Raw genomic sequence first — 26,470 nt, 5'->3', positions numbered from 1 at the left:
AAAAAGACAGCCTCCGCAAGCGAAGGCTGTTTGTATTCAATGCGCATCCTTGCGCGAACCTCCAGCTATTACACTAAAGGTTTATTACACGCTGATTACATCGGTTTGCTGGTGTTGGTAGAGTTTTTGATAACCGGCACTTGGCAGTTGCTCAAAGAACCCGCAACCGCATGCGAATAAGGCATAACAGGCGCGTTGACGTTCAAGGTGTCGGTAAAGTTGTTGCCGTTACCGATAGCCAAGTAACCTGATTGACCGAATGGGTGAACGAAACTAATGTTCAATTCGGTAGCCAGAATGGTTGGTGAAGCAGCGTCGGCAGCGATTTTGGCGATAACAGTGGATTTGTCAGCGCTGATAGCTTTCCGCCATTGGAACGTTTGCTCAACCCAGTCCATGTATTTGCCTCTGAACGCTTGCTCCAGAGTAGGCGCTACGCCGTCCACTTTGATAAAGCGGTAATGCTTGGCATGCGTGGCATTGTTTTCCAAACTTTGGTGACCAATTGCCCACGCTCTGTTGTTGGCAGTGTTAACCGCAGTGTTGAACACGTCAGGGTTGGTAGTAGTGATTTGTTTAGAAGCGGTTTCACCATCGGCAAAGTCTTCCAAGCACAATTCCATATCGCCGGAACCACTGACTTCATGCTTCACAGGACCCGCCAAATTAGAACCCGCCCAATCAGGTGACAAACCGGCAGAGCTGCATGGATTGTTCAGGAATTTGACGTATTGTTGCGCGCCGGTTCCGGAACCATCGATACGTTTGCAAAAATGCACTTTAGTATCGTTAGGCGTAACCGCTCTGACGGTGCCGTCGGAATCGGTGTAGTTCAAACCCGCTGTCAATGCGGTCAAGGCGACGCCGCCTACTTTAAACTCTGACCATCTTTTGATTTGACCGGAGATCAATTCGGCCACTTGTTGTTTGCTCAAGCTAGGCATACACGCTTCGGTGTAAGCGCCCGGTGCGCAGCTGCCGCCAAAACCGGCCAGCAGGTTTTGCGCTCTTTGCAAAGCCACATACAAGTTATCGGAAACCGGCACACCAAATACCAAGGCCGCTGCTGGCACCACGTTCAGAGCCGCGTCGGCAGCCACTGGGTCTACTTCAGAAGCATTTGAAGGCTTGTTAGGACCGACGAACAATTTTGGTTCGACATCGGAAATACCGGCATCGGACACTACATTAGTCAGGTTAGCGCCGCTGGCGTTGCAAAACCAGGTATTGGTTACGCCTTGTTGAGTGCAGTTACCATTGTCGATACGCATAGCAGCAATCGCTACGCCGTCGATCAATGGGTTAACGCCTTGCGCAGAACCGCCGGCAGAACGTTTGTGGAACAGTACTTTGGCGGTGGTTGCCGCAGCGCCGTTGACGGTCAGACCGGGTACGTTGGTAGAGTTCAGTGTGCAGAAATAAGCACTGTGGTTTTTACCTTCGGAACCCGCTGTTCCGTTGTCTTTAAATACATCCAAAGTACCGGCGTCGCACAAGTTAACAAACAATGCCGCCAGGGCTTTGTCTTGCGCGCTAGCGCCGGACATAAAGATTTCGATATCCGGCGTGACGCTAGGCGCATGCGCGGATGCGCCTTGCGAGAAACCTGCCAGAGAAGCCACTGCAATAGCAGCAGACAATAATTGCTTTTTCATTGTATATCTCTCAATTGATTAAATTTAAAGTTTGAGCCGACCCGTTCATGAAGGGGGAACCAGCGAAACAGAATCCGGCCGGCCCAAGACACTTTCGGGATTAAACCGCCAGCGATTTACGACGCGTTGCGCGCAATACGCCCATCAAACCGGCGCCGAACATCCAAACCGCAGCAGGCAGTGGCACAGCCGCAGGTGCAGCGGTGTAAGTCAAAGAACCCACGTTGCCGCTGAATGAAAAATTCCATGTACCTGGGAAAGTTACTAATTCACCAGTGTCGAAATCATCATCATTGACTTTTTCATGAACAAATGCCAAAGCAGTGCCCAGCTGACCTTGCGCGGTAAAAGGCAAGGCAGTTTGGAAATCGTTACCGTAAACAGCGGTGTAACCGTTTTGGCCGACAGTTTTGAATGTGCTCAAGTTGTTAGCATTGGCGTCTTGAGTTTGAACAGAACCCACCATAACGTTCCATTTGCTCATGGTATTACTGATGTCGCCAGCATTGGTATCAATGTTGGAAGGCGCAGGAACTACTGACGTAGTGTAGAAGCCATATTTCGCTGTATCTGATGGGTCATTTAACAATCCATGACCACCTGAAACACCCCAAGCAACGTTGTTGCCGGCAGTGTAAGCGGCAGCGAACGATTGGAAGTTGTTGTCGCTCAGTGAGAATGACAATGGTTGGCTAGGGTTAGCCAAAAATTGTTCAACAGTGATACCCAAATCCAGCGTATAAGAGTTTTGCGCTGTGTAGTTAACCAGGTTGAACAAAAACTCACTACCGTCTGCTGTCGCATCGCCGATAGCTTGGATACGCGCTTCCGCGGCGCCTGAAGCGGCCGCCGCCAATACTGCAACTGCCAACAATTTTTTAGACAATTTCATTTTTTAAAACCTCATGTTTAAATTTCGATTAATGACATAAGGTGACAGCCCAGCCGTCTTGACCTGCAAGACCCGTGACTTTCCGTCCCCGCTTCGCAACGAGTTTGGCTTTTACACGCTTTAGATCGTACTCGACGCTATCTAACATCCTGACAGCGCCGCTTTGTTGCCCCCGCTACCATTTCCCCCCAAGCCTCCTCCCTATCCTCTTCCGTAGCCGCTCCCTGTCCGTGCCGTCCGTGTTCCCTAGTTGCTCCCGAATCCTTGTTAAACTGCCTTATCCCGGCACCTCAACTTGGTGCGGATTATTCCAGAGCAATAGCGGCGTTTCGGTTACAGCATTGTTAAATTCACGTGACATGTAATACATCTGTATTACAAAACCGGCCGCTAACACGAAAATTCAGCGGATGATCGGGCGAGAGCGTTGTGAAAGTTAAGATTTTGTTTGCGGGCCTTGCTTCACTGGCATTGAGTGAAGGAAGAAGCTCCTTCTCCCTCCGGGAGAAGATTGGGATGAGGGAATCTAAATAAAGCTATTTTCATGAATTGTCGTGAGCGCTCGATATCAAGGCCCTCCTGACTATTGAGTTAGTCCGACCAAACCCAAAAAGTCAGTCATGCCTCCCGGAATGCGGGCATCCAGTGCCATGGATAGCAAGCTTCGAGCTATACGTGCAATCTCGATTCGGCATTCAAGCGAACGCAGACACCTCGCGACCGCGTAGCGAATCAGCGGCGGCAAATAGGCTCTCGCCTGCGCGGGAGCGACGATACCTGAGGGCGGCTAAACCACGCCCAGCAAGACTTTGGCATTAACGATACCCTCAGCATCGGCCGGCTTTTCGACTTCGATTTGCAGCACTTGCAAGCGGTGTTTGCTTTCCAGAATCGCCAGCCAGGACATGAGTTGGTCGAAAGGCAGATGCTCCAGCCAGACGCTGACTTTATCCTCGCCTTCCGGCGACAGGTGTTTGATGGCCGGCTTTATGTCCAGCTGTTGGCTGCTGAAATCGACTACCGCCATCGGCGATTGGTTCGCACCATCCAGCGTCGGCGCGTCGCCCGTAGCCTGCTGCCGCAAAGCCGCCGCTTCGTTGCCGACTTGTTGTAAGTAGGTATAGATTTGCCGTTGCGACTGGATTTTTTGCGTCAGCAAGCGGCTCTGTTCGGCGATTGGTTGGTAAAACAGCAGGTAAGCGCCATACACCAGCACGCCCAACAAACCGCCCACCGCCAGTACTCGCTCTCTGGGCGTTAAGTCGGCAAAACGTTGCGATATGTCATTTTTCGCGAATCTCAAGTTGCGCCTCCACGCCGTTTGCGCCGCTGTCGGCCGATTGAATTCTGACCTGCACCGTGCTTTGCAACTGCTGTTTGAATTGCTCCAGCTGGCCGATGTCGTCGGCAAGCAGATGTAACTGCAAACCGCCGTTCAGGAAATTGAACTTTTTCAAGTGCACGGCTGGCGTGTCTTTCAACACCAAGCCGGAACGGTAAATTAGCCGCATAAAGCTGCTGCCGGCAAAATCCTGTTGTTTTCTAAGTTGCGCCAGTTGTTGATCGGCTTGAGCCTTGACATTGACAATGCGTTTCACATCGGGAAAGGTCTGTTTGAACAGGTCTTGGGTTTTGACTTCCAACGCGCCTAGCTCGGCTTGTTGTTGCCAATACGTATGCAATAAGGCGTAGCTCTGCACCGCCAAGGCCAATGACAAAATAATTGCTGCCGGCAGCCACTGTTGCCAACGGCCTATTTGTCGGCGGCTGACGGTATAGGCACCGCTCAACAAATTCAGCTCGGCCGGCAATAACTCGGCGGCGCTCGCCATGAAGTGCAAAGGCTTGTCGATAGCTATTTCCAAACCCGTATTCGGAAAATCATTCGCCAGACTGGTTTCTTCACTACTTTTGCATATCCGCAAAGTCTCGAAATCGGCGCCTTCGGCACGGGCTTTTTCCAGCAGCTGCGGCAGAAACTCCGCATCCACGCCGCCGCCAAGATAGGCCGCGCTGCGCAGAATGGCATTGCTGCCTTCGATCAACAAAGTACCTTGTCCAGGCTTATACGGCAGGCACAAGCTTTCCGGATACGCAGCTTCCAGCGCTAAACCGGCCTCGCGGAACGGCGCAAGCCACGCCGTTAATGTTTCGTGCGTAACAGCGGCCACGGCAAGTTTGTCCCGATCTTGCTTTAGCCAAACCAGATGATAATTTTCTACATCCTCAGCCAGCAGGTCTTCCAACGCAAACGGCAGGGCTTTTTTCAGTTGCGCCGCGTTTTTAACCGCCAGCTCAATTCCCAGCAATAACACCAAAGCGGCAGGCACCAGCAGCAGTAAAGACTTACCCTGTGCAGCCATTGCCAACTCGGCCATCGTGCCGGACGCCGGCTGACTATCAGGCTCGGCAAGACTCAACCATTCCAGATGGTCGGCGGACCCAGCGCCGAATCTGACCAGTAGTTTTTCAGCCATGCGCCAAGCCCTGGCGCTGCCGCTTCACCACTCGCGCGCCACCACTATCGCGCTGCAATTGCGACTCAAACAGCAGATGGGTTTTACCCATATCGATTTGCCCTTGTAATAAAAAATTTTGCGAACTGACGCCCAAGCCATATTTACCGATGCCGGCATCGGCAACCGTTTCATCCTTTAAAAATTCCGCGACTTTTGCGAAAGGCTTACCTCGGGCCCTGAACATCGATTCCGCCTGATCGGCGCTGATGTCGTCGGCCAAACAGCGCAACACGGTGGCACTGGCGGTGTTGATATTCAGCGGCGCGTAGCCGTCCACTGCGTAGACATAGGGCAGCAATTTCAGATAGGTCTCGCGCGTCACGCCTTGTACCAACAGCAACTCGCTGACATCGGCAAATTGCCGGTTCGCGGCACGGTAGGCCGGCTTCAGCCGGGTATAGGTTTCATCTTCCGCACCGTGCGGATAGCTGACATCCATATCCGCATCGACCCAATCGCTTATCGCCTGCACCAGCTCGGTTTTCAGTTTTAGAATTGCCAGCAAGCGCTCCAGGCGCTTGACATCGTCCTTGGAAATTTTGCCCTCGACCAATAGGTTGTTCAGATTGATCCGCCCCTGCAAATCCTCAATCTGCGCTTGCATCGTGCCGCCGACCACGCTTGTCCTTGCCAACGGTATAGACCAATCTTCAGCCAAACCATCTACTTTACCGGCCGTGGTGTCTGCAGCCAGCCGGCCAATGGCCCAAGTTTCCAAACCGTACACATACTCCCAGGCTTGCGCGCTGCGCAGCTGATTTTCGGTGCGGCGAATATCCAGTTGCCGCGCGCTGGACATGGACACGACCGCTACCGTGGCGATAGCCAGTATCAGCATGACGGTGATCAACGCTATCCCGCACTGCCGCTGATGTACTATTAACCCGGCCTTTAAATATCGTCGCTCCCGCGAAGACAGGGAATTTAAGGGCCGGGTTAATAAACTCATTCCCGCACCAGAAATAGCCGGCGGATTTCGCCCAAGCCGGCCAAGTTAAAATTAGCTTCCACAGCTCTGGGTAAGCCGCTGCCGTCAGCCGGCCAATGCGTAGTCCAGTCGCTGCCGTAAAAACGCAAATCAAGCGCCGCGACGTTCAGCAATTTTTTCCGGCGAAATTGCGTCTGCTGGGTACGATCCAATACAGTCCAGACCTGCCGGTACAAACTACCATTTTCCAGACGATAACTAACTCGTTGCAGCTGACTGCGCATCGCCAATTCCGACCATTCCGGCACGTTGCGCGTCAAGGTCAACAAGTCCTCGCCGTTGCCGCCGGAAAACGCCGGCTGTTCGCTGCCGAACTCGTCCCGAATAGAACGCGGCAAGGCTTGGGTCAGGTCTTCGTTAAGCAAATACAAGGTTTGCTGCAGTTCCGCCATGCTGTCCGAACGTTTTTCAGTTCCCGCTCTGACATCCAGCACCGCACTCAAACCGGCGTAGGCCATTGCCGCCATGATCGCAAATACGGCCATGGCGATCAGGATTTCCAGCAAGGTAAAGCCACGCGTTGTTGCGGCCCTACTGGTCATGACCGAGCGGGATATAACTAAGCAAACCGGCGTAAGGCGACTTATCACCCTCCAAAAACACTTCTATCCGGTAATCCCAAACAGAACCGCCGATACTCGGCGTCACGCCGCGCTTGGCTTGCCAATACCAGCGCCGGCCCGCCATCTCTTCCCAGCCATCCTGGTTTTCCGGCTTTTCGGTAGCCAAGCGCAATTGCAACGCATGATTAGCCGCTATCGTCGCGGCTATCGTTTTGTTTTCCAGATACCAGAGATTCTTGGTGTTGTCGGCGGTAATTTTGATCAATCCGGCCATCAGGATGGCTAACAGAGCCAACGCAATCAGCACTTCCAACAACGTAAAGCCGCCGTCGCCGGAATATTTCATGGCTTGATGGCGACGCTGGAAACCGCCAAGCCCTCGTCCACGGTATTGCTCAGCCAAAACCGCAGATCGCTTTTTGCTAAATCCAAAGCAATTTGGAACACATCGGTGGCCCCGTCCGGAGTAAATACAATCTGCGGCTCGGGATGCACGTTGCCGCCGAAACGGTTATGCAGATACACCGGCTTTTCGTCCAAGGTTAAAGACAAGCTCATGCCTGTTGGTAAATCCCGCTGTCTAAAGACCGCATCAGTATTCTCCGGCTGCCACTTGCCTTGGGCCGGCGACAGGAAACGATAACCTTGCCCCACCAATTCCAGACCGATACTGTCACCGCGTATCATCGCTTCCTGCTCTACCAGCTCCAGCAATTTTGCCAGCCGCTGAATTTCCAATTGTTGCTGCTTGCTGTTATCGGTATTGCCCATCGCCAGCATCGCCATGCTGCTCATCAGCCCGATCAGGACCATCGCAATCAATAGCTCGATAAGCGTGAAGCCGCTGGCGTTCAAGCCCTTAAGCTGACTTATTTTTGCGCCCAATTGGTGATGTCCGCGCCGGCTTCGCTACCGCCTTCCAAACCGTCGGCACCGAAAGAATACAAATCAAATTCGCCGTGCGCGCCGGGTTGCATATAAAAATACGGTTTGCCCCAAGCATCGGCCGGCAGTTGATCCAGATAACCACCCTGCTTCCAATGCGCGCCTTGCGGCAGATTGGCCGGCTTGTGTACCAAAGCTTCCAGACCTTGGTCGGTGGTGGGATAGCTGAAGTTATCCAGGCGATACAGATCCAGCGCGGCGCTGATGGCTCTGATGTCTTGCAAGGTGCGGGTGGCGCGGGCTTCGTCCGGTCTGCCCATGATTTTCGGTACGACGATGGACGCCAAGATACCCAAAATTACCACCACAATCATCACTTCGATCAGGGTAAAGCCTTGCTGTTTTTTATTGCTCATAGCGGTCTAAAGTAGCTTGGGTTGATGCACCCCTTGAGAATACGGTGCAATAAATCTTACGTAGGTTGGGTTAGGCGTTAGCCGTAACCCAACATGTCGACTTCGAGTTGTCGGGCTACGCCCTATCAGGCCAACCCAACCTACATTGATAAGATTAAGAAGCCAACGTGACAGGCGTATGACAAAACGCTTATCTGATCAGCTGGTTCATTTCAAATATCGGTAACAGAATCGCCAGTACGATGGTCAGCACCACCAAGCCCATGAACAAAATCAAGGCTGGTTCGAATAAACCCATGGTTAGTTCAGTCAGGGCCTGAATATCGCGCTCCTGATCGTCGGCGGCGCTTTCCAACATGCGCGGCAATTGCCCGCTGGCTTCGCCACTGGCAACCAAATGTATCGTCACTGGCGGGAAAAAGCCGCTGGCTTCCAGCGCCTTATTCAAACTCTGCCCTTCCCTCACCCGAATCGCGGTATGAGCGACCGCCTGTTGCATCGCATTGTTGGACAACACCTGACTGGAGATTTTTAATGCTTCCAGCAACTCGACGCCGCTATTGGTCAAAATCGCCAGCGTGCGGGTAAAACGGGCGGTGTTCAAGCCCTTGGAAAAGCGGGCGGTAATCGGCATGGTCAAAAGCCAACGGTGAAACAGCATGCGCGGCCGTTCCTGGCGCAAAATCAGCTTCGCGGCCACGGACAAGGCCACGGCGATGATCAACAGCAGTAAACCATTGCTCTGCAAAAAATCACTGCAGCTAATCAGCGCTTGGGTAATAGTCGGCAATTCATGGCCCATTTTGTCGAAGACGCCGGTAATTTCCGGCACTACATACGCCAGCAAGCCGATGACTACCAACACAGACACGGACGACAACAACACCGGGTAAATCATCGCCATCTGCAACTTGCGATGCAGTTGGCCTTTGTCGCTTAAATAATCGGCCAGCTTTTCCAGCACCTGATCCAGCTTGCCCGAAGATTCGCCGGCTTCGATGGTGGCGCGGTACAAGGGCGGAAAGGTACTTGGAAATGCCTGACAGGCCACGGCCAGACTTTGCCCTTCCAGAACTCGGCTTCTGATCGCCAGCAAGATACGCCTGGCCCTTGCCGACTCCAGTTGCCGGGCGATAATGCCCAGCGCTTCGTCTATCGCCAGGCCGGACTTCAACAAAGCGGCCAACTGCCGGGTGATATGCGCCAGCGCGCGCATGCCGATGTTTTGCGCCAACAAGGGCGACTGACCGCTACGTTCTTTTTTAAGAACTTCCTGAATGTCGAGCAGGGTTAGATCATTGGCCTTCAATTGCTGGCGGGCAGTTTTGATGGTATCGCTTTCAAGCGTGCCTTTAACCGACTTGCCCTTATTGTTCAAAGCTTGATATTCGAAGACCGCCATGGCAGTTCCTCAATCCTTTAAGGTAATGCGGATCGCTTCGTCGATGCTGGTGTCGCCGTTCAGCACTTTTTCCAGCGCGCTTTGTTGAATACTGCGCGAGGTCAGTCGTGCATGTCGTTCCAGCTCCAAATCGCCGGCACCATCGTGGATCAACTGTTGCATCGCGCTATCCAGCATGATCATTTCGAATATGCCGGCCCGGCCCTTGTAGCCGTGGTTATGGCACTGTGGGCAGCCTTGGGCTTGATAAACGGTCACTGGCTCGCCGGTTTCATTGCGATAACCCAGCTTGGCTAAATCCTGTGTCGGCACCTGCTCCGGCTTTTTGCAATGCGGACACAGTTTGCGTACCAGGCGTTGTGCAATCACGCCGACCAAACTGGATGCCAATAAAAAAGGCTCTATGCCCATGTCGCGTAGCCGGGTGATGGCTCCCACGGCGGTGTTGGTGTGCAAGGTCGATAGCACCAAGTGGCCGGTCAAACTGGCCTGCACGGCAATCTCGGCGGTTTCCCGATCGCGAATCTCGCCGACCATCACGATGTCCGGGTCCTGCCGCAGAATCGCCCGCAAACCCTTGGCAAAGGTCATATCCACCTTGGCATTGACCTGAGTTTGGCCGACGCCGTCCAGGTAATATTCGATAGGGTCTTCGACAGTGAGAATATTGCGACTGCGTTGATTCAGTTGGTTAACCACCGCATACAAACTGGTGGTTTTCCCGGAACCGGTAGGCCCAGTCACCAGAATGATGCCATGCGGGCGGGCGATCATCTGCTGAATACTGTTCAGCTCGTAATCCGACATGCCGACTTGCTTAAGACTTAACTGATTAGCCTGCTTATCCAGCAAACGCAACACCACGCGCTCGCCGTGACCGGAAGGCAAGGTCGATACCCGCACGTCCACGGTGCGGCCGCCAATATTCAAGGAGATACGACCATCCTGAGGCAAGCGCTTCTCGGCGATGTCCAGCTTGGCCATCACTTTAAGCCGGGAAATCACCATCGGCGCAAATTCGCGTTGCGGCTCGATGATTTCCCGCAAGGTGCCGTCCACCCGAAACCGCACCACCATGCGTTTTTCGTAGGACTCGATATGAATGTCCGAGGCGTTTTCCTTGATGGCTTCTGTGAGCAGTGCATTGATCAAGCGGATGATCGGCGCTTCGTCTTCGCTTTCCAGTAAGTCTTCCGGCTTGGGCAAATGCTGGGCCATCTCGGACAAATCCAGATTGTCCTGCATATCATCGACCATCTGTTGGGCGTGGCCGGTTTTGTGTTCGTAAACTGCTTGCAGCAAGCGCTCGAATTCTTCTGTGTCGACCGCTTCGAAACTGGCCGGCCTGGCCACGAAGCGCCGGGTTTCCAGCAAGGCCGTTACCGAGGCTTTAGGTTGATAGACGATGCGCGCCTGCTGCGCGGAACATTCCGCAACGATCACGCCGTGGCGTTTGGCAAAGCCGTATGACGGCAGCCTGTTATCGGTCGGTACTGGCGCTGTCGGTTCAGCGTTTGCCATTGCCGCCAGCCTCTCCGCGGTCATCCTGCACAGTCGAATTCTCGTCCGGTAAGTTATCCAGCAAGGGCTGCTTTTGCTCCGGCATCAACAACACGCCGTCCTCGTTAAACTCTTGCTGCTTGTCGCGGATATAGTTGTATTTATCGTGGGTTAAGCCGCTGGATTTACCCGCATCCCTGATGATTTGCGGACGCAAAAACACCATCAGATTCTTTTTGGTGATGGTCGTCGAATTGGTTTGGAACAAATAGCCCAGATACGGAATATCCCCCAACAGCGGCACCTTATCCACTGTTTCGGTGATGTCGTCTTCTATCAAGCCGCCCAATACCAAGACCTTGCCGTCATCGACCAATACGCTGGTTTCGATCTTGCGCTTATTGGTCTGCAAATCCGCCCCAGTCGTGCCCTGCACGACGCTGGAGACCTCTTGCGCAACTTTCAATTTGACCGCGTTGCCTTCGTTGATCTGCGGCAAAACCTTGAGTTTGATACCGATGTCTTCGCGCTGGATGGTTTGAAACGGCGTACTCAGGCTGCCGCCAACCGACGGCGTGTACTGACCGGTAGTTAATGGGATGTTACGGCCGACGATCATGCTGGCTTCTTCGTTGTCCATCGTCACCAGCGACGGCGTGGACAACACATTGACGTCGGTATCGTTGGCAAAGGCGGTCAGCAAAGCTTTTAACTCGCTACCGGCCAGATAGCCGATGCTTAAGCCTTTGCCGGCGGAGGTAATAAATTGCGATAGATTCAAAGAATTGCCTTCGCCTTTTCTGCTCGCTGCAAACACGCTGCCGTCTTCCTTGGTTTGCCATTCGACGCCGATATTCTGCGATTTGTCGTAGCTGACCTCGGCAATAATCGCTTCGATATGCACTTGTGCGCGGCGCACATCCAATTGTCTGACCACCGATTTCAAGGTCAGCATCAAATCGTGCGGCGCGGTGATAATCAGCGCGTTGGCCGCCTCGTCCGCCCGAACATCAAAGTCCTTGCTGGTGGTAGCTTTAGTTTTAGGTTGGTCGGCTTTTTCGTCCTTTAAAGACCCCACCCCGGTCAGTGTTTCCACCAATTCCTTGGCTACCGCATATCGCATATAAATAACTTCTGTATTACCGGCTTTTTCTATGGGCGTATCCAGATTGGCGATCAAGGCCCGCATCTGCAAACGAACCTCCGGATCGCCGCCGAGGATGATGGAATTGGAGCGTTCGTCGGCCACCATCGGCGGTGCGACCGGTGTGGTTTTACCGGCATTGTTGCCGGTAATCAGCGTGTTCAACGGCTGAATCAAATCGGCGGCATTGGCGTGCCGCAAATTGATGATTTCTATATTTTGCAAATCGCTTTTATCGATTTGCTTGATCATCGCCGCCAAGCGTTTAACGTTGGCGGCGGTATCGGACAGGATCACGGTGTTACTTTCCGGCACCGCACCGATAAACGCGTATTGCGGCATCAAGGGCAACAGGGTCTGCACCAGTTGCGTCGCATCGACGTGATGCACCTGCAATACTCGGGTGAGTTGCTCGTCGCCGTTCTGCGGATTGCCGCGCAACTCGCTTTCTTCGCCGTCCTGTTTGGCGGTGACGTTGGGAATAATCTTCACCACATTGCCGTTCGGAATCGCCGAGTAACCATGCACCTTTAATATGGACAGAAATACATCGTAAACCTGGGCGGACTTCATTGGTGTGGAGGTCACCACCGAGATATTGCCGGTGATGCGCGGATCGATAATAAAATTTTTACCGGTGACATCGGCAACCGTTTCGATCAGCGCACGAATATCGACATCTTTCAGATTCAGCGAGAATTCGTCTTTTTCCGCCAGCAGCATCGGGCAGAAAATGGCCAGCAGCAAGCCGATCAACAAGCGTGTTTTCATTTGCAGTTTACAAGGGAGGAGTTATTCGGCGGCGCTTGACGCGCGGACGCTATCTTTTTTCAATAACAAGGATTCCTGGCGTTCGCCACGCTTTAGCAAAACCCTGTCTGCTTCGACAGCCTGCAACACCGCACCGCCGGGCAGCTCGTCGCCCAGCCTATATTTCTTTTGCTGGCCGTCGTCGGCTTGAATGATGCCGCTGGCATTTTCCGGGTTCTTGGATAAAAACATGATGCCCAGCAGTTTGAGCTGTAATTGCGTCTCCGCAACGGAGTCCTTGCCCGATACGCTCTCCGGGCTTTGCCCGAACAAATGCCAGGTACCGATTTCCGACAAATCCAAGGGTGGATTTTGCGCAGCTGTTTCAGTGGGCAGCGATGCCGCAGCCTCTGTCGCAACCCGGTCTACATCCGCCAACGCGGCGGACAAATTTACATACAACACCCCAAGCAAATAAACCGCAGCCAAGGCTGTGGCAAGCCATTGCAGATAAGCGCCACCAGCCACTCCTTGCTCCGCTGCTTTCAAATCGAAAGCCAATCTTGAAAAACCCGCAAATTTCATCATGATTCGATTATGCTGGAAAAACATGACTGTTTTATGACAAAACCAGCCTGGCCGGCACCACCCAATTCAAGCTAGCGGCTGACTTGCCGGCTGCCCCCAAGCGCTGTTAGAGTTGGCGGGCAGACATGAAACCAACCGAATCAAAAAAACCCATGAACGGACTATCAACCCTGGAACAGGCCTTTGGCGGCGCAGCGAGCCGCATCGGGGAAATCGATAGATTAGCCGGCGATTTAAATCGCTGGTATTTGCAACAACCGCTAGAACGCAACTTCCTGCATCCTTGCTTAATCGGCGGCAAACCGGCCCTGGTCTGCCAAGCCGGCCTGAGCCGCGATGCCGAAGCTGCTTTTGCCGAATTGGCGGCCATCGCCCTACGCTACGGTGTTTATTTAAAGGAAGACAGCCGGCAGCGCGACGATAGCTCTATCCTGCATAACCGCCGCCGTGAAGTCAGTCTGGTGTTGAGTTTTTGCATCGGCATGATGGGTTCTTCGCGCATGGTAACCGCCAACGATTTACAGCCGGTCAATGCCGTGCAAGCGGTTGCCAGCCAACTGGCCGAGCCGGTCAACCCTATGCAGGTCAAGTTGTCGGTCGATAAGGATGGGGCATCGACGATTCGTTTACGTCTGCGGAAACCGCCCAGCGCCGCAGAAGTGATGGCCGCCTACAGCCAAAAACAGGCCACGCTGAACAGCGACCCGCTGGCGAAAACGGAAATCTTTAATTTTCTAAGCGACATCTATCAGGCCGAGTCCGCCGATCCGGCTAATATCGGTGCCGACTTAGCGCTAATGGCCGACTATTTTTCCCACTACCCGCAAGCCGTGAATTTGCTCAGCGAACTGCGCGGCCAAAAACTCATACTTAAATACAAGCAAAACACCTGGCAAACTCAGGCCTTTGGCAATCAATTTGGGGTAGATAGCGTGACGATTTATTTCGATACCCGCTTAGGCGCGCAGTTGCTGAACGATCCGGGCTGCGACAGCACGCCGGCATGCAGCATCTCGCCCGCCGACGCCTTACTGCATGAATTGCTGCATGCCAAATTGATGTTGCTGGACAGCCAACATTTTATCGATGGCGGCGGCATGGCCCAAACCCTGTATCCATTCGAGCACGAACGCGAAGTGATCAATCACGAAAACCGTTTGTACCAAGACATGAACCAATTGGACGGCCGTGCCCGCCCTTTAAGGCATAGACATAGCGGCGAGTTATTGCAAGTCTCCTGCCCGGCCTGCAACCCAATAAAGCAAGTTGCGTCAAGCGACCCAAGTCTGTAAAACTAGCGAAATTTCGTGATAAGCATAACAAAAACCACTCAACTCAGGAGACACAAAATGACGCCCATATCCAGCCGTAACGTTGCCGAAAAATGGCGGTTTGCCAGACTCGGCGGTTTCGATCAGGTTGAATTGAAACGCGGTAGCGATTTAATCGGACTGCCGGAACTGGATCAGAAACTATGGGCGGCGCTGAGTTGCCCGACTCATGGCTTGTTCTTCGACAACCAAACCCTGGCGCTGCTGGATACCGATAACGATGGCCGCATCAGAGCCAACGAAGTGATCGAAGCGGTACGTTGGGTGAGTAAAGTGCTGAAAAACCCGGCCGATTTGATTCAACAAAACACCACCCTGCCGCTGGCGGCGATTAACGATCAAGATGAGGAAGGTCAACAACTACTGGCTTCCGCCGTCGAGATATTAAAAAACCTGGGCAAGGCGGATGCAACGGCAATCACCACCGACGATCTGGCTGATATGACCAAGATCTTCGCCAACACCCAATTCAACGGCGATGGCATTATTCCGGTTAAAGCCGCCGGCGACGAGGCCGGCCAGCAAGCTATCACCGACATCATCGCCTGTTTGGGCGAAATTCAGGATCGTTGCGGCGAGCCTGGCATTAATCTGGAAAAAATCGAGCAATTTTTCAAGGAGGCCGGCGCTTATTTCGATTGGTGGCAACAGAGCGACGCCGAAGCCGTGCGGATTCGTAATCAAATCGCCGACACCGAAGCGGCGGCAGCGTTGCTGGCGCAATTAAAACCGAAAATCGACGACTTTTTTACCCGCTGCCAACTGGCGGAGTTCGACACCGGCGCGACTGAGTTGTTGAACCCGGCCGACAGCCGCTACGAGCAACTGGCCGGCATCGACTTATCCACCACCAGCGAAGAGTTGGCTAAATTGCCGCTGGCCGCTATCGTCGCCGGCGGCAGTTTGCCCTTGAATGCCGGCTTGAATCCGGCTTGGCGCGCTGCGGTAGAACAGTTAAAAACCTTGGTGCTGGCACCGTTGTTGGGCGCGGCAGACAGCTTGTCTTATACGCAATGGCAAAGCGTGATCGGACAATTCGCTGATTACCAAGCCTGGTTGCAGAAAAAACCGGCAAACGCCGTGGAAGGTTTGGGACTAGAGCGCATCAAAACCCTGTTACAAAGCGATGCGCAAGCCAAATTGACCGGCTTGATCGAACAGGATCTGGCGCTGGAACCACACGCCAAAGCCATAGATTCAGTCGTGCGCTTGCTGCATTACTACCGTGATCTGTACACCTTATTAAATAACTTCGTGTCCTTTCGCGACTTTTACAGTGCCGAACCGCACGCCATATTCCAGGCCGGTACCTTGTACCTGGACGGCAGAAGCTGCCAATTGTGCGTCAAAGTCGATGACGTGGACAGCCACAGCAAACTGGCAGAACTGAGCAAAATCTTTCTGGCCTACTGCGTCTGTCGCCGCCAAGGCAGTAACGAAACGCTGACCATTGCCGCAGCCGTAACCGGCGGCGACAGTGACAATTTGCGCGTCGGCCGCAACGGCGTGTTTTACGACCGCAACGGCCTGGATTGGGACGCAACCATCGTCAAGATCATCGAAAACCCGATCAGTATCAAAGAAGCATTCTGGGCACCCTACAAACGGGTAGCGCGGATGATTAACGAACAACTGGAAAAAAGCGCGTCGGCCCGCGACAAAGCAGCGCATGAAAACACCTTTAAAGGCATTTCCGACGCCGGTGCGCAGGCCGGACAAGGCAAGGAACCGCCGGCACCGTTTGATGTAGGCAAGTTCGCCGGTATTTTCGCCGCCATCGGTTTGGCAATCGGCGCAATCGGCACCGCACTGGCCGCCGTGATGAGCAGCTTCATGGGCTTGGTTTGGTGGCAAATGCCGCTGGCCATCATCGGCGTGATGCTGGCGATTTCCGGCCCGTCGATGTTTATCGCTTATTTGAAACTGCGCCAACGCAATCTGGCGCCGGTACTGGATGCCTGCGGCTGGGCGGTGAACGCCAAGGCCTTTATCAACATCCCCTTCGGCCGCTTGTTGACCGGCGTCGCCAAATTACCGAAAGACGCGGAAATGCAAATGGTCGATCCGTTCGGCGAAAAGAAAAGCCATTGGCAAAGCTATATGTTTTTGCTGATCCTGCTGGCCGGCGCGGCCTATGCCTGGCATAAAGGCTATATCGGACCTCAGCAAGAACCGGAAAAAGCGGCGCAAGTTGAGGAAAAAGCGGCGGTGGCTAAAGTGGAAGCACCTGCTCCGGCAGCAGCTCCGGCTAAACCTGTGGAGCCAGCTAAGTAAGGATTTCCTTGTAGAAAGTTCGGAACCGGGGCGATTGTGTTATCAAGTAGTTGCTCCGGTTCCGCCAATCTTAGAAGTGTAGGGGGATAAGCGCAGCGTCATCCACCCTACGGCCCTAGTAGCTCGTGATACATCGGCAACAGGCGCGGCTTGGTTCAAGCCGATTCAGAATCGTTGTCCCATCAGATAATCCAGAGCTTGTGGGCTATAGTTTGAAGGTTGAACTGCTTTCCGATCAGCACACTGAGCATTATTCAGCAGAAGTCACAAAATGAGTGCTAACTAGCGGGTCAACTTGACCGGCAAAAGCTGCGCTCCTTTTGTCGCTAGGCTCTTTTGCCGTCAAATTACCCTTATCGTTATGCGCACTCAAGGAGGTGCTTATGGATGAAATGAAATTCTGGACGATCATCGGCTCCGCACACGAGCAATCTAACGGCGATATGGATGAGAAATGCGAGTTGATTCGCACAGCACTTTCCAAACTATCCAAGGATGATGCGAGAGCATTTTCGACTCTTTTCCGTGCAATGATGGATCGTGCCTATTCGTGGCCGTTGTGGGGCGCGGCATATGTCATCAACGGTGGCTGCGGCGACGACACCTTTTCTGATTTTCGAGCCTCACTTATTTCTCGCGGTAGCACTGCATTTGAGCGCGCACTCGCAGATCCTGAGTCATTGGCCGCGGAAGATTTTGACGAAGACGCATGGTTCTATGAGGGCTATCAGTATGCTGTGACAGACGGTGTCAAGACCGCCGTGGGGTCAGCCGTCAATCGCGAAAGTCCCCATCCCGATGAACCATCTGGCCAAGAATGGGATGAAGACAAAGTCTATGAGCTCTATCCGCAACTCGCGGAAAAATTCGCATAACGTGGCTCTCAACCGGGCCGCCAGCACGCTACGCTTGCAGTCGGGAGGGCACGGTTTTTGTGCCCACGCGGAATTAAAGCAATCGTGCGAAATGGTGGGCAGAAAAGTCTTTCCCACCCTTTTGAATACGGCTTACTCAGTTTGGCGCGTATAGGCATTTATCGCCCATCCAACTCCTTTCCTGCCTAAACCTCACGGCGCAATCATGCCATTGTGCAAATAGCTTTCTTCGTAATTAAACACGATATTCGCATCCGGCAAGACCAGTGCTTCGTCCTTGCCCTTGTAATCCAAACGAAACAATAAATCCTTGATGATATTGATCCGGGCGGATTGTTTATCGTCCGACCTGACGATGGTCCAGGGCGCCGATAGATGGTGGGTTCTGGCAAACATGATGTTGCGGGCTTCGCTGTATTGCTGCCAGTGTTTCTGGGCTTCCTTGTCGATGGGGCTGATTTTCCATTGTTTCAGCGGATCTTTCTGGCGTTGCTTTAAGCGTTCTTTTTGCTCGGCTTTACTGATGTCCAGATAGTATTTCAGCAACTTGATGCCGGAGCGCACCAACAGTTGTTCGTAATGGGCGACGGTTTCGATGAACTCGTGATATTCGTCATCGTTGCAAAAGCCCATCACCCGTTCCACGCCGGCGCGATTGTACCAACTGCGGTTGAACAAGACCATTTCCTGGGCGGCCGGCAAATGGTGGGTGTAGCGTTGAAAATACCAGGTACTCAGGTCGCGGTCGGACGGCTTGCCCAGTGCAACCACCCGAATTTCTCTAGGGCTGAGATGCTGAATGATGCGTTTGATGGTGCCGTCCTTACCACCGGCATCGCGGCCTTCCAGGATAATCAGGATTTTATCGCCATGCTTGATAATGTGGTTTTGTAACTTGACCAGTTCGACCTGCAATTGCTGCAAGGTGTCCTTGTAGACTTGTTTATCGGGTTTGGGTGGGTGTTTTTTGCTCATATTTACCTGCCTGTCTAAAATGGTTTCCGCTGTTCCGGCCAAATCAACCGCTTTGATGATCACTGCCCATTCTTACCCGCAAAATCAGGTTTTTCTTGTGCTTCCTGAGTTCCAGAATATCCTCGACATTTTTTTCGTTGAGAATTTGATCCTTCATATACAGCACCTCGTTACAAAAAATCTCGGCGGCTTCCATGCCCGGTTGCAGTTGGGTCCAGGAAATTTCGATAATCGGCCGCTCATCGACGGTTTCCGATTCGGCGAGCAAAGCCAGGAAGGTATCGACCACCAGCGGATCGTAGTCTTTGGCTTTTTTACTCAGCAGGCGCACTTTCACTTGCTCGGTCGTCATCGCGGTGCCGGTGATCGAGCCGTCCAGATAATTGATATAGTCGCGCACCAGGGTCAGTATCCTCGCACCCAAGGGTATTTCCGGACCAACCCAACCCAAAGGTTGACCGGAACCGTCGAAATGCTCGTATTGCGCGGCGATTAGTTCGGCGGCGTTATGCAGGGGTTCCAGGCCTTTTAACAGCGATTGCCCTTCCAACGCGTGGTTTAAATATCGTTTGCGTTGCTGGCTGTTCATGCTCAATAAGCACTGGGTCAGCAAACTATCCGGCAAGCTCATTTTGCCGATTTGCAGCAACAGCCCTGCATATACTAAATCCTTCAGCGCGGCGGCATCCATCCCCAGCCGCCGCCCGACTTCCCTGGCATTTTCAGCAACATATTTGGCATGACCGCTTTTGATTCCCGGCCGCATTTCGATGGTTTTCGCGAACACCTTTACCGAATCGGCATACTGTTTTTTCAAAGCATCGTGGGCTTGATCGATCATCTGCAACGACTTCCGCAACTGTTCGGTGCGCTTTTCGACCTTGTCTTCCAAGCTGGCGTTCAGTTCTTTTAACTCCTGATTTTGCCGGTTGATAATATCGAACAGGCGCCGACGCTCGTCGCGCAAGCGCTTTTGTTCCAGCGCGTTGTTCACCAGAATTTTTAGCTCGTTGTCTTCCCAGGGCTTGCTGCAATAACTGTAGATCTTGCCCTTGTTGACGGCGGCGATGGTCGATTCAATATCGGCATAGCCGGTCAATAAAATCCGCACGCTATCCGGCCAGCGTTCGGCGGCCCTGGTCAGAAACTCCGCACCATCCATCTGAGGCATACGCATGTCCGAGATAATCAGATCGATAGGATGTTGCGCCAAAATTTCCAGACCGTCGGCTCCGCCCTCCGCCATATAGACTTGATATTCCGCACCGCGAAACAAGCGTCGCAAGGCCTTCAACACATTTGGCTCGTCATCGACGAATAATAAATTGGCAATGGCTTGGGTATCTTCGGAAGACTCAGTCATAGTGGCGGTGATGATTACTGACTGGCGGGCACACATGTCGGCAAATAAATGCGGAATCGAGTTCCTCGACCGACTACCGAATCTATTTCGATGCGACCATGATGATCCTGGATGATTTTATACGACAACGACAAACCCAGGCCGGTACCTTTACCAACCGGCTTGGTAGTAAAAAACGGATCGAATATCCGCGCTTGGGTAGCTTCGTTCATTCCCTGCCCGTTATCCTCCACTTCGACCCACAGCCAATCGGCATCCTGATAACCGGTACGCACCGTAATTTTGCCGAAGTCCTCAATGGCTTGCGAGGCGTTGACCAACAGATTCATGAATACCTGATTCAGTTGCGCGCCAACACATTCGAAAGGTTTAATGCCGCCATATTCCTTGACGACTTCGGCTTTGTATTTGAGCTCGTTGTTGATGATGTTCAAGGTAGCATCGATACCGGCTTCCAGATCGAATATTTCCCTGCCCTGCTTATCGATCCGGGAAAAATCGCGCAAATCCTGGACGATTTTTTTGGCGCGATTTGCACCTTCCAGAGACTCTTCCACCAAATCGGCGGCATCACCTTTCAGAAAATCCAAATCGACCGCTGTTTTAAACTGTTTAAACGCTTGCACATCCGGGTGGTTATCCGCCAATTGCCCGGCCAGACGCTCAGCCAGCTCCGCGGCCCTGGTGAGTTCTTGTATATATTGTTTAAGGCTATTCAGGTTGGAATAAATATAACCCAGCGGATTATTGATCTCGTGCGCCACGCCAGCCGCCAATTGGCCTATCGAGGCCATCTTTTCTGACTGCACCAAATGAGCCTGGGTTTCCTGGAGTTGCTGATTAAGCAGGGTTTGCTGGTTTTTCTCGAGCTCCAGGGTCTGATTAGCCTCTGTCAACGCCTGGGTCCGCTCCCTGACCCGCTCTTCCAGTTGCTGATTGATTTTCAGCAACGCGCTTTCCGCCTGCTTTTGCGTGCTGATATCCATGCCGCAGCCCATCAAGCCGGCGAATTCGCCGCTTTTGCGCACCCTGGGCACCGCAGTTTCCAAAATCCACACCACCGCCCCGTCCGGTGCGTATAAGCGATATTGGATTTTGAACTTGGTTAACTCGGCCGCAGCTTGCTGATAAGCCTGCACCACTTTGTCTCTGTCCTCGGCGTGTATGGTATTTAACCACTGGCGCCGGTCAACAAAACCGCGCTGGATATTGAACGTTTTAAACCAGAAACGATTACAAAAAATCGGCAGGTTTTTGGCATTGGTTATCCAGATCAGAGCCGGCAGATGATCGGCAAGCTCCTTGAAACGCTCTTCGCTTTCCCGCAAAGCTGAATATAAATTGCTGTGTAAAATATCGACATGTTCATCCTTATCGATACTAACTTGCTCGGCATCGATGCCTTGATTAAGGCTGATCGCCATCAACTTGTCGGTTTTTAAAATATGGTGGCAAAGCCAGTCGACCAAAAAATCCAACAGATCCTTGGAAATGACCGAAACATCGGATTGCGCCTCGACATGCACTTGTTGCATTTTATCGATAAATTCTTGATGCTGCTGGCAATGCTGGGCCTGCATCCGCAGATTGAAGCCTGCCTCCATCATCAGTTGCTCTTCGTGTTGGAAATGATCTACGGTGTAATCGACTAACTGCTTGACGGTTTCCAACACGGTTTGCAGGTCGGCACCCAAGGCGTTTAATTCATCCAGGCGATTAATCAGCGCGACCAGATGCCGATGCTGATTATCCACACTCTCTATACCGACCAGCAGTTGGTCGTTCCACGTTAAAATACTCATCCGCGATCCATTCTCAGCAGGGTCAAGTCTGATTACCGACCTCTGGCATTATGGCACAATGCATTTACTCTGCCGGTTTTTTCAAGACTCAGGTTTATTGGTATGGATATTCAAGATTTCGACGGTTTACGCGCCTTACTGGACTCAACGTTTCCGAAAACCTGCCGCAGTTGCGGTTACGTATATACCTCGGCCGAGCAGTTTTTTATCGAAACCCAAGACATGCCCCATGGTCGTTCATCCTTACGATCGGCCATCGAGGACGACGGCTTAATTCTAGTGGAAGTATTCAGAAACTGCCGCTGTGGCTCCACGCTGATGGACGAGTTCGGCTGTCGGCGAGATCAAAGCGCAGCCGGTCTAAAACGGCGCCTGGCTTTCGACAATATGTTGAGTGCCATGCAAGCCCGAAACATTGCCACAGACGCTGCCCGCATGGAGATCATCAAGTTTTTACAAGGTCAACCCAATACGCTGGTGGCAATGCTGAATATCGAACTGCTCCCCTAGCGATGCATTATCTGCCGGAAACTCTTAGCCTTGCATGGCTTCCAACTCATCCCAACGCTGATAAGCCTGGCTCAGATCGGCCTCGGCAGCCTGCAATTGCGCCAGCTTGGCGGCTACGGCATCAGGGCTTTGTTTATAAAAATTGGCCTCGTTCATTTCCGCCGTCAGCTGGACTTGCAGGGTTTCCAGTTGCTCAATCAGCGCCGGCAGTTGCTCTAGTTCCCGCTGTTCCTTAAAGCTCAGTTTCTTGGCCGGACCGGTTTTGGGTTTTTCTTTTTTAACCGCTTGTTCGGCAACTTTTACCGCTTCGGCTTTTTTGTTCTGCTCCATCAACGCAAACCAGTCGGCATAACCGCCGATGTATTCCTCCACCCGCCCCTCGCCTTCAAACACCAGTACGCTGGTGACGACGTTATCCAAAAACTCCCGGTCATGGCTGACCAGCAGTAAGGTGCCCTGATACTCGACCAGTTTTTCTTCCAGAATCTCCAGGGTTTCCAAATCCAGATCGTTGGTGGGTTCATCCATCACGATCAGGTTGGCGGTCTTGGTAAACAGGCGCGCCAATAGCAGGCGATTTTTCTCGCCGCCGGACAGGCTTTTCACCGGCGAACGAGCCCGGGCCGGAGCGAATAGAAAGTCGGCCAGATAGGACATCACATGCCGCTTGCCATCTGGGGTGTCGACAAACTCGCCGCCGTCCAACACGCTGTCGGCCACCGAGATTTCCGGATCGAGTTGCTCGCGCAATTGGTCGAAGTACGCGATTTGCAGATTGGTACCCAGTTCGATAGTACCGGTGGTGGGCTGCAATTGGCCGAGCAGCAGCTTCAATAAGGTGGACTTGCCGGCACCGTTGTTGCCGATCAAGCCGATCTTGTCGCCGCGTTCGATACGCAACGAAAAATCCTTGATGATGGGTTTGTCCTGATATTGAAAATTGACGTCGATGGCTTCGACGACTTTTTTACCGGATGCCTCGCCTTTGTTCAGGCTGAGTTTGGCGGTGCCTTGGGTGTTGCGGCGCTCGGAGCGTTCGTCGCGCAGTCTTTTCAAGGCTCTGACCCGGCCTTCGTTACGCGTGCGCCGCGCTTTGACGCCTTGTCTGATCCAGACTTCTTCCTTGGCCAGTTTTTTATCAAACTCGGCGTTTTGATTGGCCTCGTCTTCCAGCGCCGCCGCCTTGCGCGCCAGATAATCTTGATAATTGCCGACCCAGGACGTCAATTGGCCGCGGTCCAGATCGATAATGCGCGTCGCCAGTTTTTGTAAGAACGCCCGGTCGTGGGTGACAAACATTACCGCGCCCTGAAAGGCCAGGATTTGCTCTTCCAGCCAGGCGATGCTTTCGAAATCCAGATGGTTGGTCGGCTCGTCCAGCAACAGCACTTCGGGCTCGATCACCAACGCTCTTGCCAAGGCCACCCGCCGCTTCCAGCCGCCGGACAAACTGCCGACCAGCACGTCCGCCGGCAATTGCAATTTGCTCAACACCGCTTCGACGCGGGTTTGAAACTCCCAACCGTTGTCGGCTTCCAACTTGTGCTGCACATCACCCAAGGCTTGCAGCGATTGCTCGCTGCCGTCCATGTGGTGTAACAATTCGTGATAACGGGCGATTACCCGACCCAATTCGCCCAGACCGCCAGCCACCGCTTCATAGATGGTTTCGTTTTCGTCCAAATTGGGCGACTGCTCCAGCCAAGCCAAGCGCAGCTCCGGCTGTTTCCAGATTTCGCCGTGATCGGCATGAATATCGCCGGCGATGATTTTCATCAAAGTCGATTTGCCCTCGCCGTTACGGCCCAGCAGGCCGACCCGTTCGCCGGCGTCGAGTTGAAAAGCGGCGTTATCGAGCAGCGCATGGGTGCCAAAGGCGATGGAAACATTGGTTAAGCGGATTAAAGGCATTTGTCTTGTAGGTAACGTCTAAGTAAGTCCAGGGCCAGTAAGGCGGCCTGGTTTTGTTTGTGTTTTAGGGGGCCGTGCGCATTGAGCTGGGTCGAGACCACGCCGCCGGGTGTCGCTAAGGCATTGTAAAGGACAATGGCTTTATCTTTATCCCGATAGTCTGCGGCGCTGCCGCTATAAAGCTGCACCAAGGCAAAATCGGTTTGCTCGCGGGCTTTGAGCTGTTCGGCCCAGACTTTAGCGATGGGCTGTAAATCGCCGGCACCCGCTTGGTCTGCGCCTGTGTTGCGCCCCCAATCCAGATTGACTTCAACACGCCTCAGCCAGTCGCATCCCAAGCATTTGGCGGCTAACTGGCCCTGGCTGGCAGTTTCCAGCAAGGCCAGGGTATAGTGTTTTTTGCTCATCTCGTCGGCCACGACCTCCAGCAGATCGCCCTGCGCTTCGTTTAGTCCGTCGATGGCAAACACATAATCGCCTATCCTATCGGCAACGGCTGTCACGCAGCCATGCTTTTCTTGCTCGGGAAAGCCGCTGGAAAATAACAGTTTGGTCTGCACTTCATCGGGTGCGGCACGAAACCCCAGTTGCACGCCGTCCGGCAAATCAAAATCCGCCAAGCACTGCTGAATAGCCGATTCGCCTATGCCTATGCTGCGTAAACTCACCAGACACTCCGGCTGTAGATCAAAACTTTGCAGCAATTGCGGCCTGACTAGCGAGGTAAACATACTCTTCATTTCCGAGGGCACGCCCGGCAGAAACACAAACCAGCAACGTTTGAATTGCAAAGCAAAACCTGGCGCAGTGCCGTAAGCGTTGTCGATACGTAGCGCAGACTGCGGCAGCATGGCCTGCTTGCGATTCGCCTCCGGCATCACTCGATTCCGGCGGGCGTAATACTGTTCAATGTCGGCAAAGGCCTGCGCATCGAATACCAAAGGCTGACCGCTGGCAATACTCACTGCCTCGGCGGTTAGATCGTCGCTGGTCGGCCCCAGGCCGCCGGTACAAATACAGCAATCGGCGCGTTCGGCGATTTCCGTGAACAGCGCAATCAAGTCTTCCAGATTATCGCCCACCGCCGTATGGCGTTTCAGCGTAAAACCTAGTTCAACCAATTGCTGGGATAGCCAGGCGGCATTGCTGTCCACGGTCTGCCCGCAAACGATTTCCTCGCCTTGCGAGAATATTTCGGCGATCTGTTTCATAACACCCGATACCAGAGCGGTAAACTTACTAAACTCAAGGCCGTCGTCACCGTCACGGCCATCGCGTATAAACCGCTGTCCAGTTTATAACGGTCGCACAACACGATGCCCATCACCATGCTCGGCATAGCTAGATCCATCACGGCCGCAGTCCTGGGCTGACCAGTCAAATTCAGTAAACTTGCCAGCCACAATGCAATCAGCGGCATCAGCCATAACTTAATCAATGCGGTGGGAGCGATGAACGGTAAATTACGCACACGTATATCCCGCCAACTAAGTGCCAGACCTAAAGAAAAAATCATCAACGGTGCTACCGCTCCGGAACATTTTTGCAGTAGGCCGGCCAACCAGAACGGTATCGGCAATTGATTGAGGTTTAACACTACCGCTACAAAAGCGGCCCAAAATGGCGGCGCATTAAAAAATGCCAAGACCGATTTTGGTTTGGGCTCCCCGGTTGCTCCGTAATGGCGGGCCAGCATTATGCCTAAGGTATATACCAACGGCGCTTCGGCAAACAAATCGATCTGGATGACCAAAGACCGGGTCCAGTCACCGAAAATCTGCTCCAATACCGGCAAGCCCAGATACGTGACATTTGGGAAGGCTGCCGCCAAAATCACCGCCCCGGTTTGCGGATTTTTAAATCTAAACAACTTGGCAAGCATCCAAGTCGCCAAAATCGACAGCAAGATACTGATAGAACCCAATGCTGAATATTGTAGCGATTGCCAACCAATATCAGCCCGCCACAGCACATCCAGTACCATAACCGGCATAAAAAAGTAATAAACTACACTAGTTAACACCAGCCGGGTCTGGTCTGCCGACAAACGGTTGGGCGTCAAGACCCGCCAACCGGCTCCGCAGAGCATCAGCACGGTCATTTGCATCAAAGTTGTATTCATGCCGC

23 protein-coding genes and 1 riboswitch are annotated in these 26,470 nt (G+C 53.0%); of the genes, 4 read left to right on the top strand and 19 right to left on the bottom strand.

What is annotated here, in order from left to right; genetic code table 11:
• Nucleotides 1–95: 95 nt before the first annotated feature.
• The 13 genes from NP589_RS08365 to NP589_RS08305 form a co-directional block, all read right to left on the bottom strand.
• On the bottom strand, nt 96–1,655 hold the full coding sequence (locus tag NP589_RS08365; protein WP_256606573.1) for a hypothetical protein: 1,560 nt from the start codon (nt 1,653–1,655) through the stop codon (nt 96–98).
• 100 nt (nt 1,656–1,755) lie between these two features.
• Nucleotides 1,756–2,547 carry a hypothetical protein gene (locus NP589_RS08360; RefSeq protein ID WP_256606572.1) on the bottom strand — a complete coding sequence of 264 codons (792 nt, stop codon included), beginning with the start codon at nt 2,545–2,547 and terminating at the stop codon, nt 1,756–1,758.
• Nucleotides 2,548–2,587: 40 nt separating this feature from the next.
• Nucleotides 2,588–2,666: riboswitch (cyclic di-GMP riboswitch) on the bottom strand.
• Between the two features lie 668 nt (nt 2,667–3,334).
• Nucleotides 3,335–3,850, bottom strand: a complete 516-nt coding sequence (locus NP589_RS08355; protein WP_256606571.1) for a type II secretion system protein M — start codon at nt 3,848–3,850, stop codon at nt 3,335–3,337.
• Entirely contained in the window at nt 3,831–5,024 is a 1,194-nt protein-coding gene (gene gspL, locus NP589_RS08350; RefSeq protein WP_256606570.1) for a type II secretion system protein GspL, read from the bottom strand. The genes NP589_RS08355 and gspL overlap by 20 nt, the downstream gene beginning before the upstream one ends.
• Nucleotides 5,017–6,015, bottom strand: coding sequence for a type II secretion system minor pseudopilin GspK (gene gspK, locus NP589_RS08345; RefSeq protein ID WP_256606569.1), 999 nt, complete (start codon nt 6,013–6,015; stop codon nt 5,017–5,019). Before gspK ends, gspL begins: the two co-directional genes overlap by 8 nt.
• Nucleotides 6,012–6,596 (bottom strand): type II secretion system minor pseudopilin GspJ, encoded by a 585-nt coding sequence (gene gspJ / locus NP589_RS08340; RefSeq protein ID WP_256606568.1) that lies wholly within the window; start codon nt 6,594–6,596, stop codon nt 6,012–6,014. Before gspJ ends, gspK begins: the two co-directional genes overlap by 4 nt.
• Entirely contained in the window at nt 6,586–6,963 is a 378-nt protein-coding gene (gene gspI, locus NP589_RS08335) for a type II secretion system minor pseudopilin GspI (protein ID WP_256606567.1), read from the bottom strand. Before gspI ends, gspJ begins: the two co-directional genes overlap by 11 nt.
• Nucleotides 6,960–7,502 carry a type II secretion system minor pseudopilin GspH gene (gene gspH, locus NP589_RS08330; RefSeq protein WP_256606566.1) on the bottom strand — a complete coding sequence of 181 codons (543 nt, stop codon included), beginning with the start codon at nt 7,500–7,502 and terminating at the stop codon, nt 6,960–6,962. The genes gspI and gspH overlap by 4 nt, the downstream gene beginning before the upstream one ends.
• Nucleotides 7,487–7,918, bottom strand: a complete 432-nt coding sequence (gene gspG, locus NP589_RS08325; RefSeq protein ID WP_256606565.1) for a type II secretion system major pseudopilin GspG — start codon at nt 7,916–7,918, stop codon at nt 7,487–7,489. The genes gspH and gspG overlap by 16 nt, the downstream gene beginning before the upstream one ends.
• Nucleotides 7,919–8,108: 190 nt before the next feature.
• Nucleotides 8,109–9,320 carry a type II secretion system inner membrane protein GspF gene (gene gspF / locus NP589_RS08320; protein WP_256606564.1) on the bottom strand — a complete coding sequence of 404 codons (1,212 nt, stop codon included), beginning with the start codon at nt 9,318–9,320 and terminating at the stop codon, nt 8,109–8,111.
• Between the two features lie 9 nt (nt 9,321–9,329).
• A complete protein-coding gene (gene gspE / locus NP589_RS08315) occupies nt 9,330–10,841 on the bottom strand; it encodes a type II secretion system ATPase GspE (protein WP_256606563.1) in 1,512 nt (503 codons plus the stop codon).
• Nucleotides 10,828–12,735, bottom strand: coding sequence for a type II secretion system secretin GspD (gspD, locus tag NP589_RS08310; RefSeq protein WP_256606562.1), 1,908 nt, complete (start codon nt 12,733–12,735; stop codon nt 10,828–10,830). The genes gspE and gspD overlap by 14 nt, the downstream gene beginning before the upstream one ends.
• Before the next feature lie 21 nt (nt 12,736–12,756).
• Entirely contained in the window at nt 12,757–13,302 is a 546-nt protein-coding gene (locus NP589_RS08305) for a type II secretion system protein N (RefSeq protein ID WP_256606561.1), read from the bottom strand.
• Nucleotides 13,303–13,454: 152 nt separating this feature from the next.
• Here NP589_RS08305 and NP589_RS08300 point away from each other — a divergent pair, with 152 nt between their 5' ends.
• From NP589_RS08300 to NP589_RS08290, 3 genes are all read left to right on the top strand, one after another.
• A complete protein-coding gene (locus NP589_RS08300) occupies nt 13,455–14,594 on the top strand; it encodes a hypothetical protein (protein ID WP_256606560.1) in 1,140 nt (379 codons plus the stop codon).
• 57 nt (nt 14,595–14,651) lie between these two features.
• Nucleotides 14,652–16,907: a hypothetical protein gene (locus NP589_RS08295; protein WP_256606559.1), complete on the top strand. Its 2,256-nt coding sequence runs from the start codon at nt 14,652–14,654 to the stop codon at nt 16,905–16,907.
• A 383-nt stretch (nt 16,908–17,290) separates the two neighbouring features.
• Nucleotides 17,291–17,782, top strand: coding sequence for a DUF4240 domain-containing protein (locus NP589_RS08290; RefSeq protein ID WP_256606558.1), 492 nt, complete (start codon nt 17,291–17,293; stop codon nt 17,780–17,782).
• Nucleotides 17,783–17,974: 192 nt separating this feature from the next.
• Here NP589_RS08290 and ppk2 read toward each other — a convergent pair whose 3' ends face one another.
• The 3 genes from ppk2 to NP589_RS08275 are packed head-to-tail and all read right to left on the bottom strand — an operon-like array spanning nt 17,975 to nt 21,922.
• On the bottom strand, nt 17,975–18,757 hold the full coding sequence (gene ppk2, locus NP589_RS08285; RefSeq protein WP_256606557.1) for a polyphosphate kinase 2: 783 nt from the start codon (nt 18,755–18,757) through the stop codon (nt 17,975–17,977).
• Nucleotides 18,758–18,800: 43 nt separating this feature from the next.
• Nucleotides 18,801–20,120: a response regulator c-di-GMP phosphodiesterase, NosR family gene (gene nosR / locus NP589_RS08280; protein WP_256606556.1), complete on the bottom strand. Its 1,320-nt coding sequence runs from the start codon at nt 20,118–20,120 to the stop codon at nt 18,801–18,803.
• Between the two features lie 14 nt (nt 20,121–20,134).
• Nucleotides 20,135–21,922, bottom strand: a complete 1,788-nt coding sequence (locus tag NP589_RS08275) for a bacteriohemerythrin (RefSeq protein WP_256606555.1) — start codon at nt 21,920–21,922, stop codon at nt 20,135–20,137.
• 102 nt (nt 21,923–22,024) lie between these two features.
• Between NP589_RS08275 and NP589_RS08270 the strand changes: the two genes are divergently transcribed.
• Nucleotides 22,025–22,432 carry a hypothetical protein gene (locus NP589_RS08270; protein WP_256606554.1) on the top strand — a complete coding sequence of 136 codons (408 nt, stop codon included), beginning with the start codon at nt 22,025–22,027 and terminating at the stop codon, nt 22,430–22,432.
• A gap of 24 nt (nt 22,433–22,456) precedes the next feature.
• Here the strand turns inward: NP589_RS08270 and NP589_RS08265 are convergent, their stop codons facing one another.
• The 3 genes from NP589_RS08265 to NP589_RS08255 are packed head-to-tail and all read right to left on the bottom strand — an operon-like array spanning nt 22,457 to nt 26,465.
• Nucleotides 22,457–24,343 (bottom strand): ATP-binding cassette domain-containing protein, encoded by a 1,887-nt coding sequence (locus NP589_RS08265; RefSeq protein WP_256606553.1) that lies wholly within the window; start codon nt 24,341–24,343, stop codon nt 22,457–22,459.
• A complete protein-coding gene (locus tag NP589_RS08260) occupies nt 24,334–25,554 on the bottom strand; it encodes a competence/damage-inducible protein A (protein ID WP_256606552.1) in 1,221 nt (406 codons plus the stop codon). Before NP589_RS08260 ends, NP589_RS08265 begins: the two co-directional genes overlap by 10 nt.
• The gene (locus tag NP589_RS08255; RefSeq protein WP_256606551.1) at nt 25,551–26,465 is read right to left on the bottom strand and encodes an AEC family transporter; all 915 of its coding nucleotides are present in this window, start codon (nt 26,463–26,465) and stop codon (nt 25,551–25,553) included. The genes NP589_RS08260 and NP589_RS08255 overlap by 4 nt, the downstream gene beginning before the upstream one ends.
• Between the last annotated feature and the right edge of the window lie 5 nt (nt 26,466–26,470).

The sequence above is a fragment of the Methylomonas rosea genome, assembly GCF_024505055.1.
GTDB lineage: Bacteria > Pseudomonadota > Gammaproteobacteria > Methylococcales > Methylomonadaceae > Methylomonas > Methylomonas rosea.
This window is presented reverse-complemented; position numbering and strand designations above follow the sequence as displayed.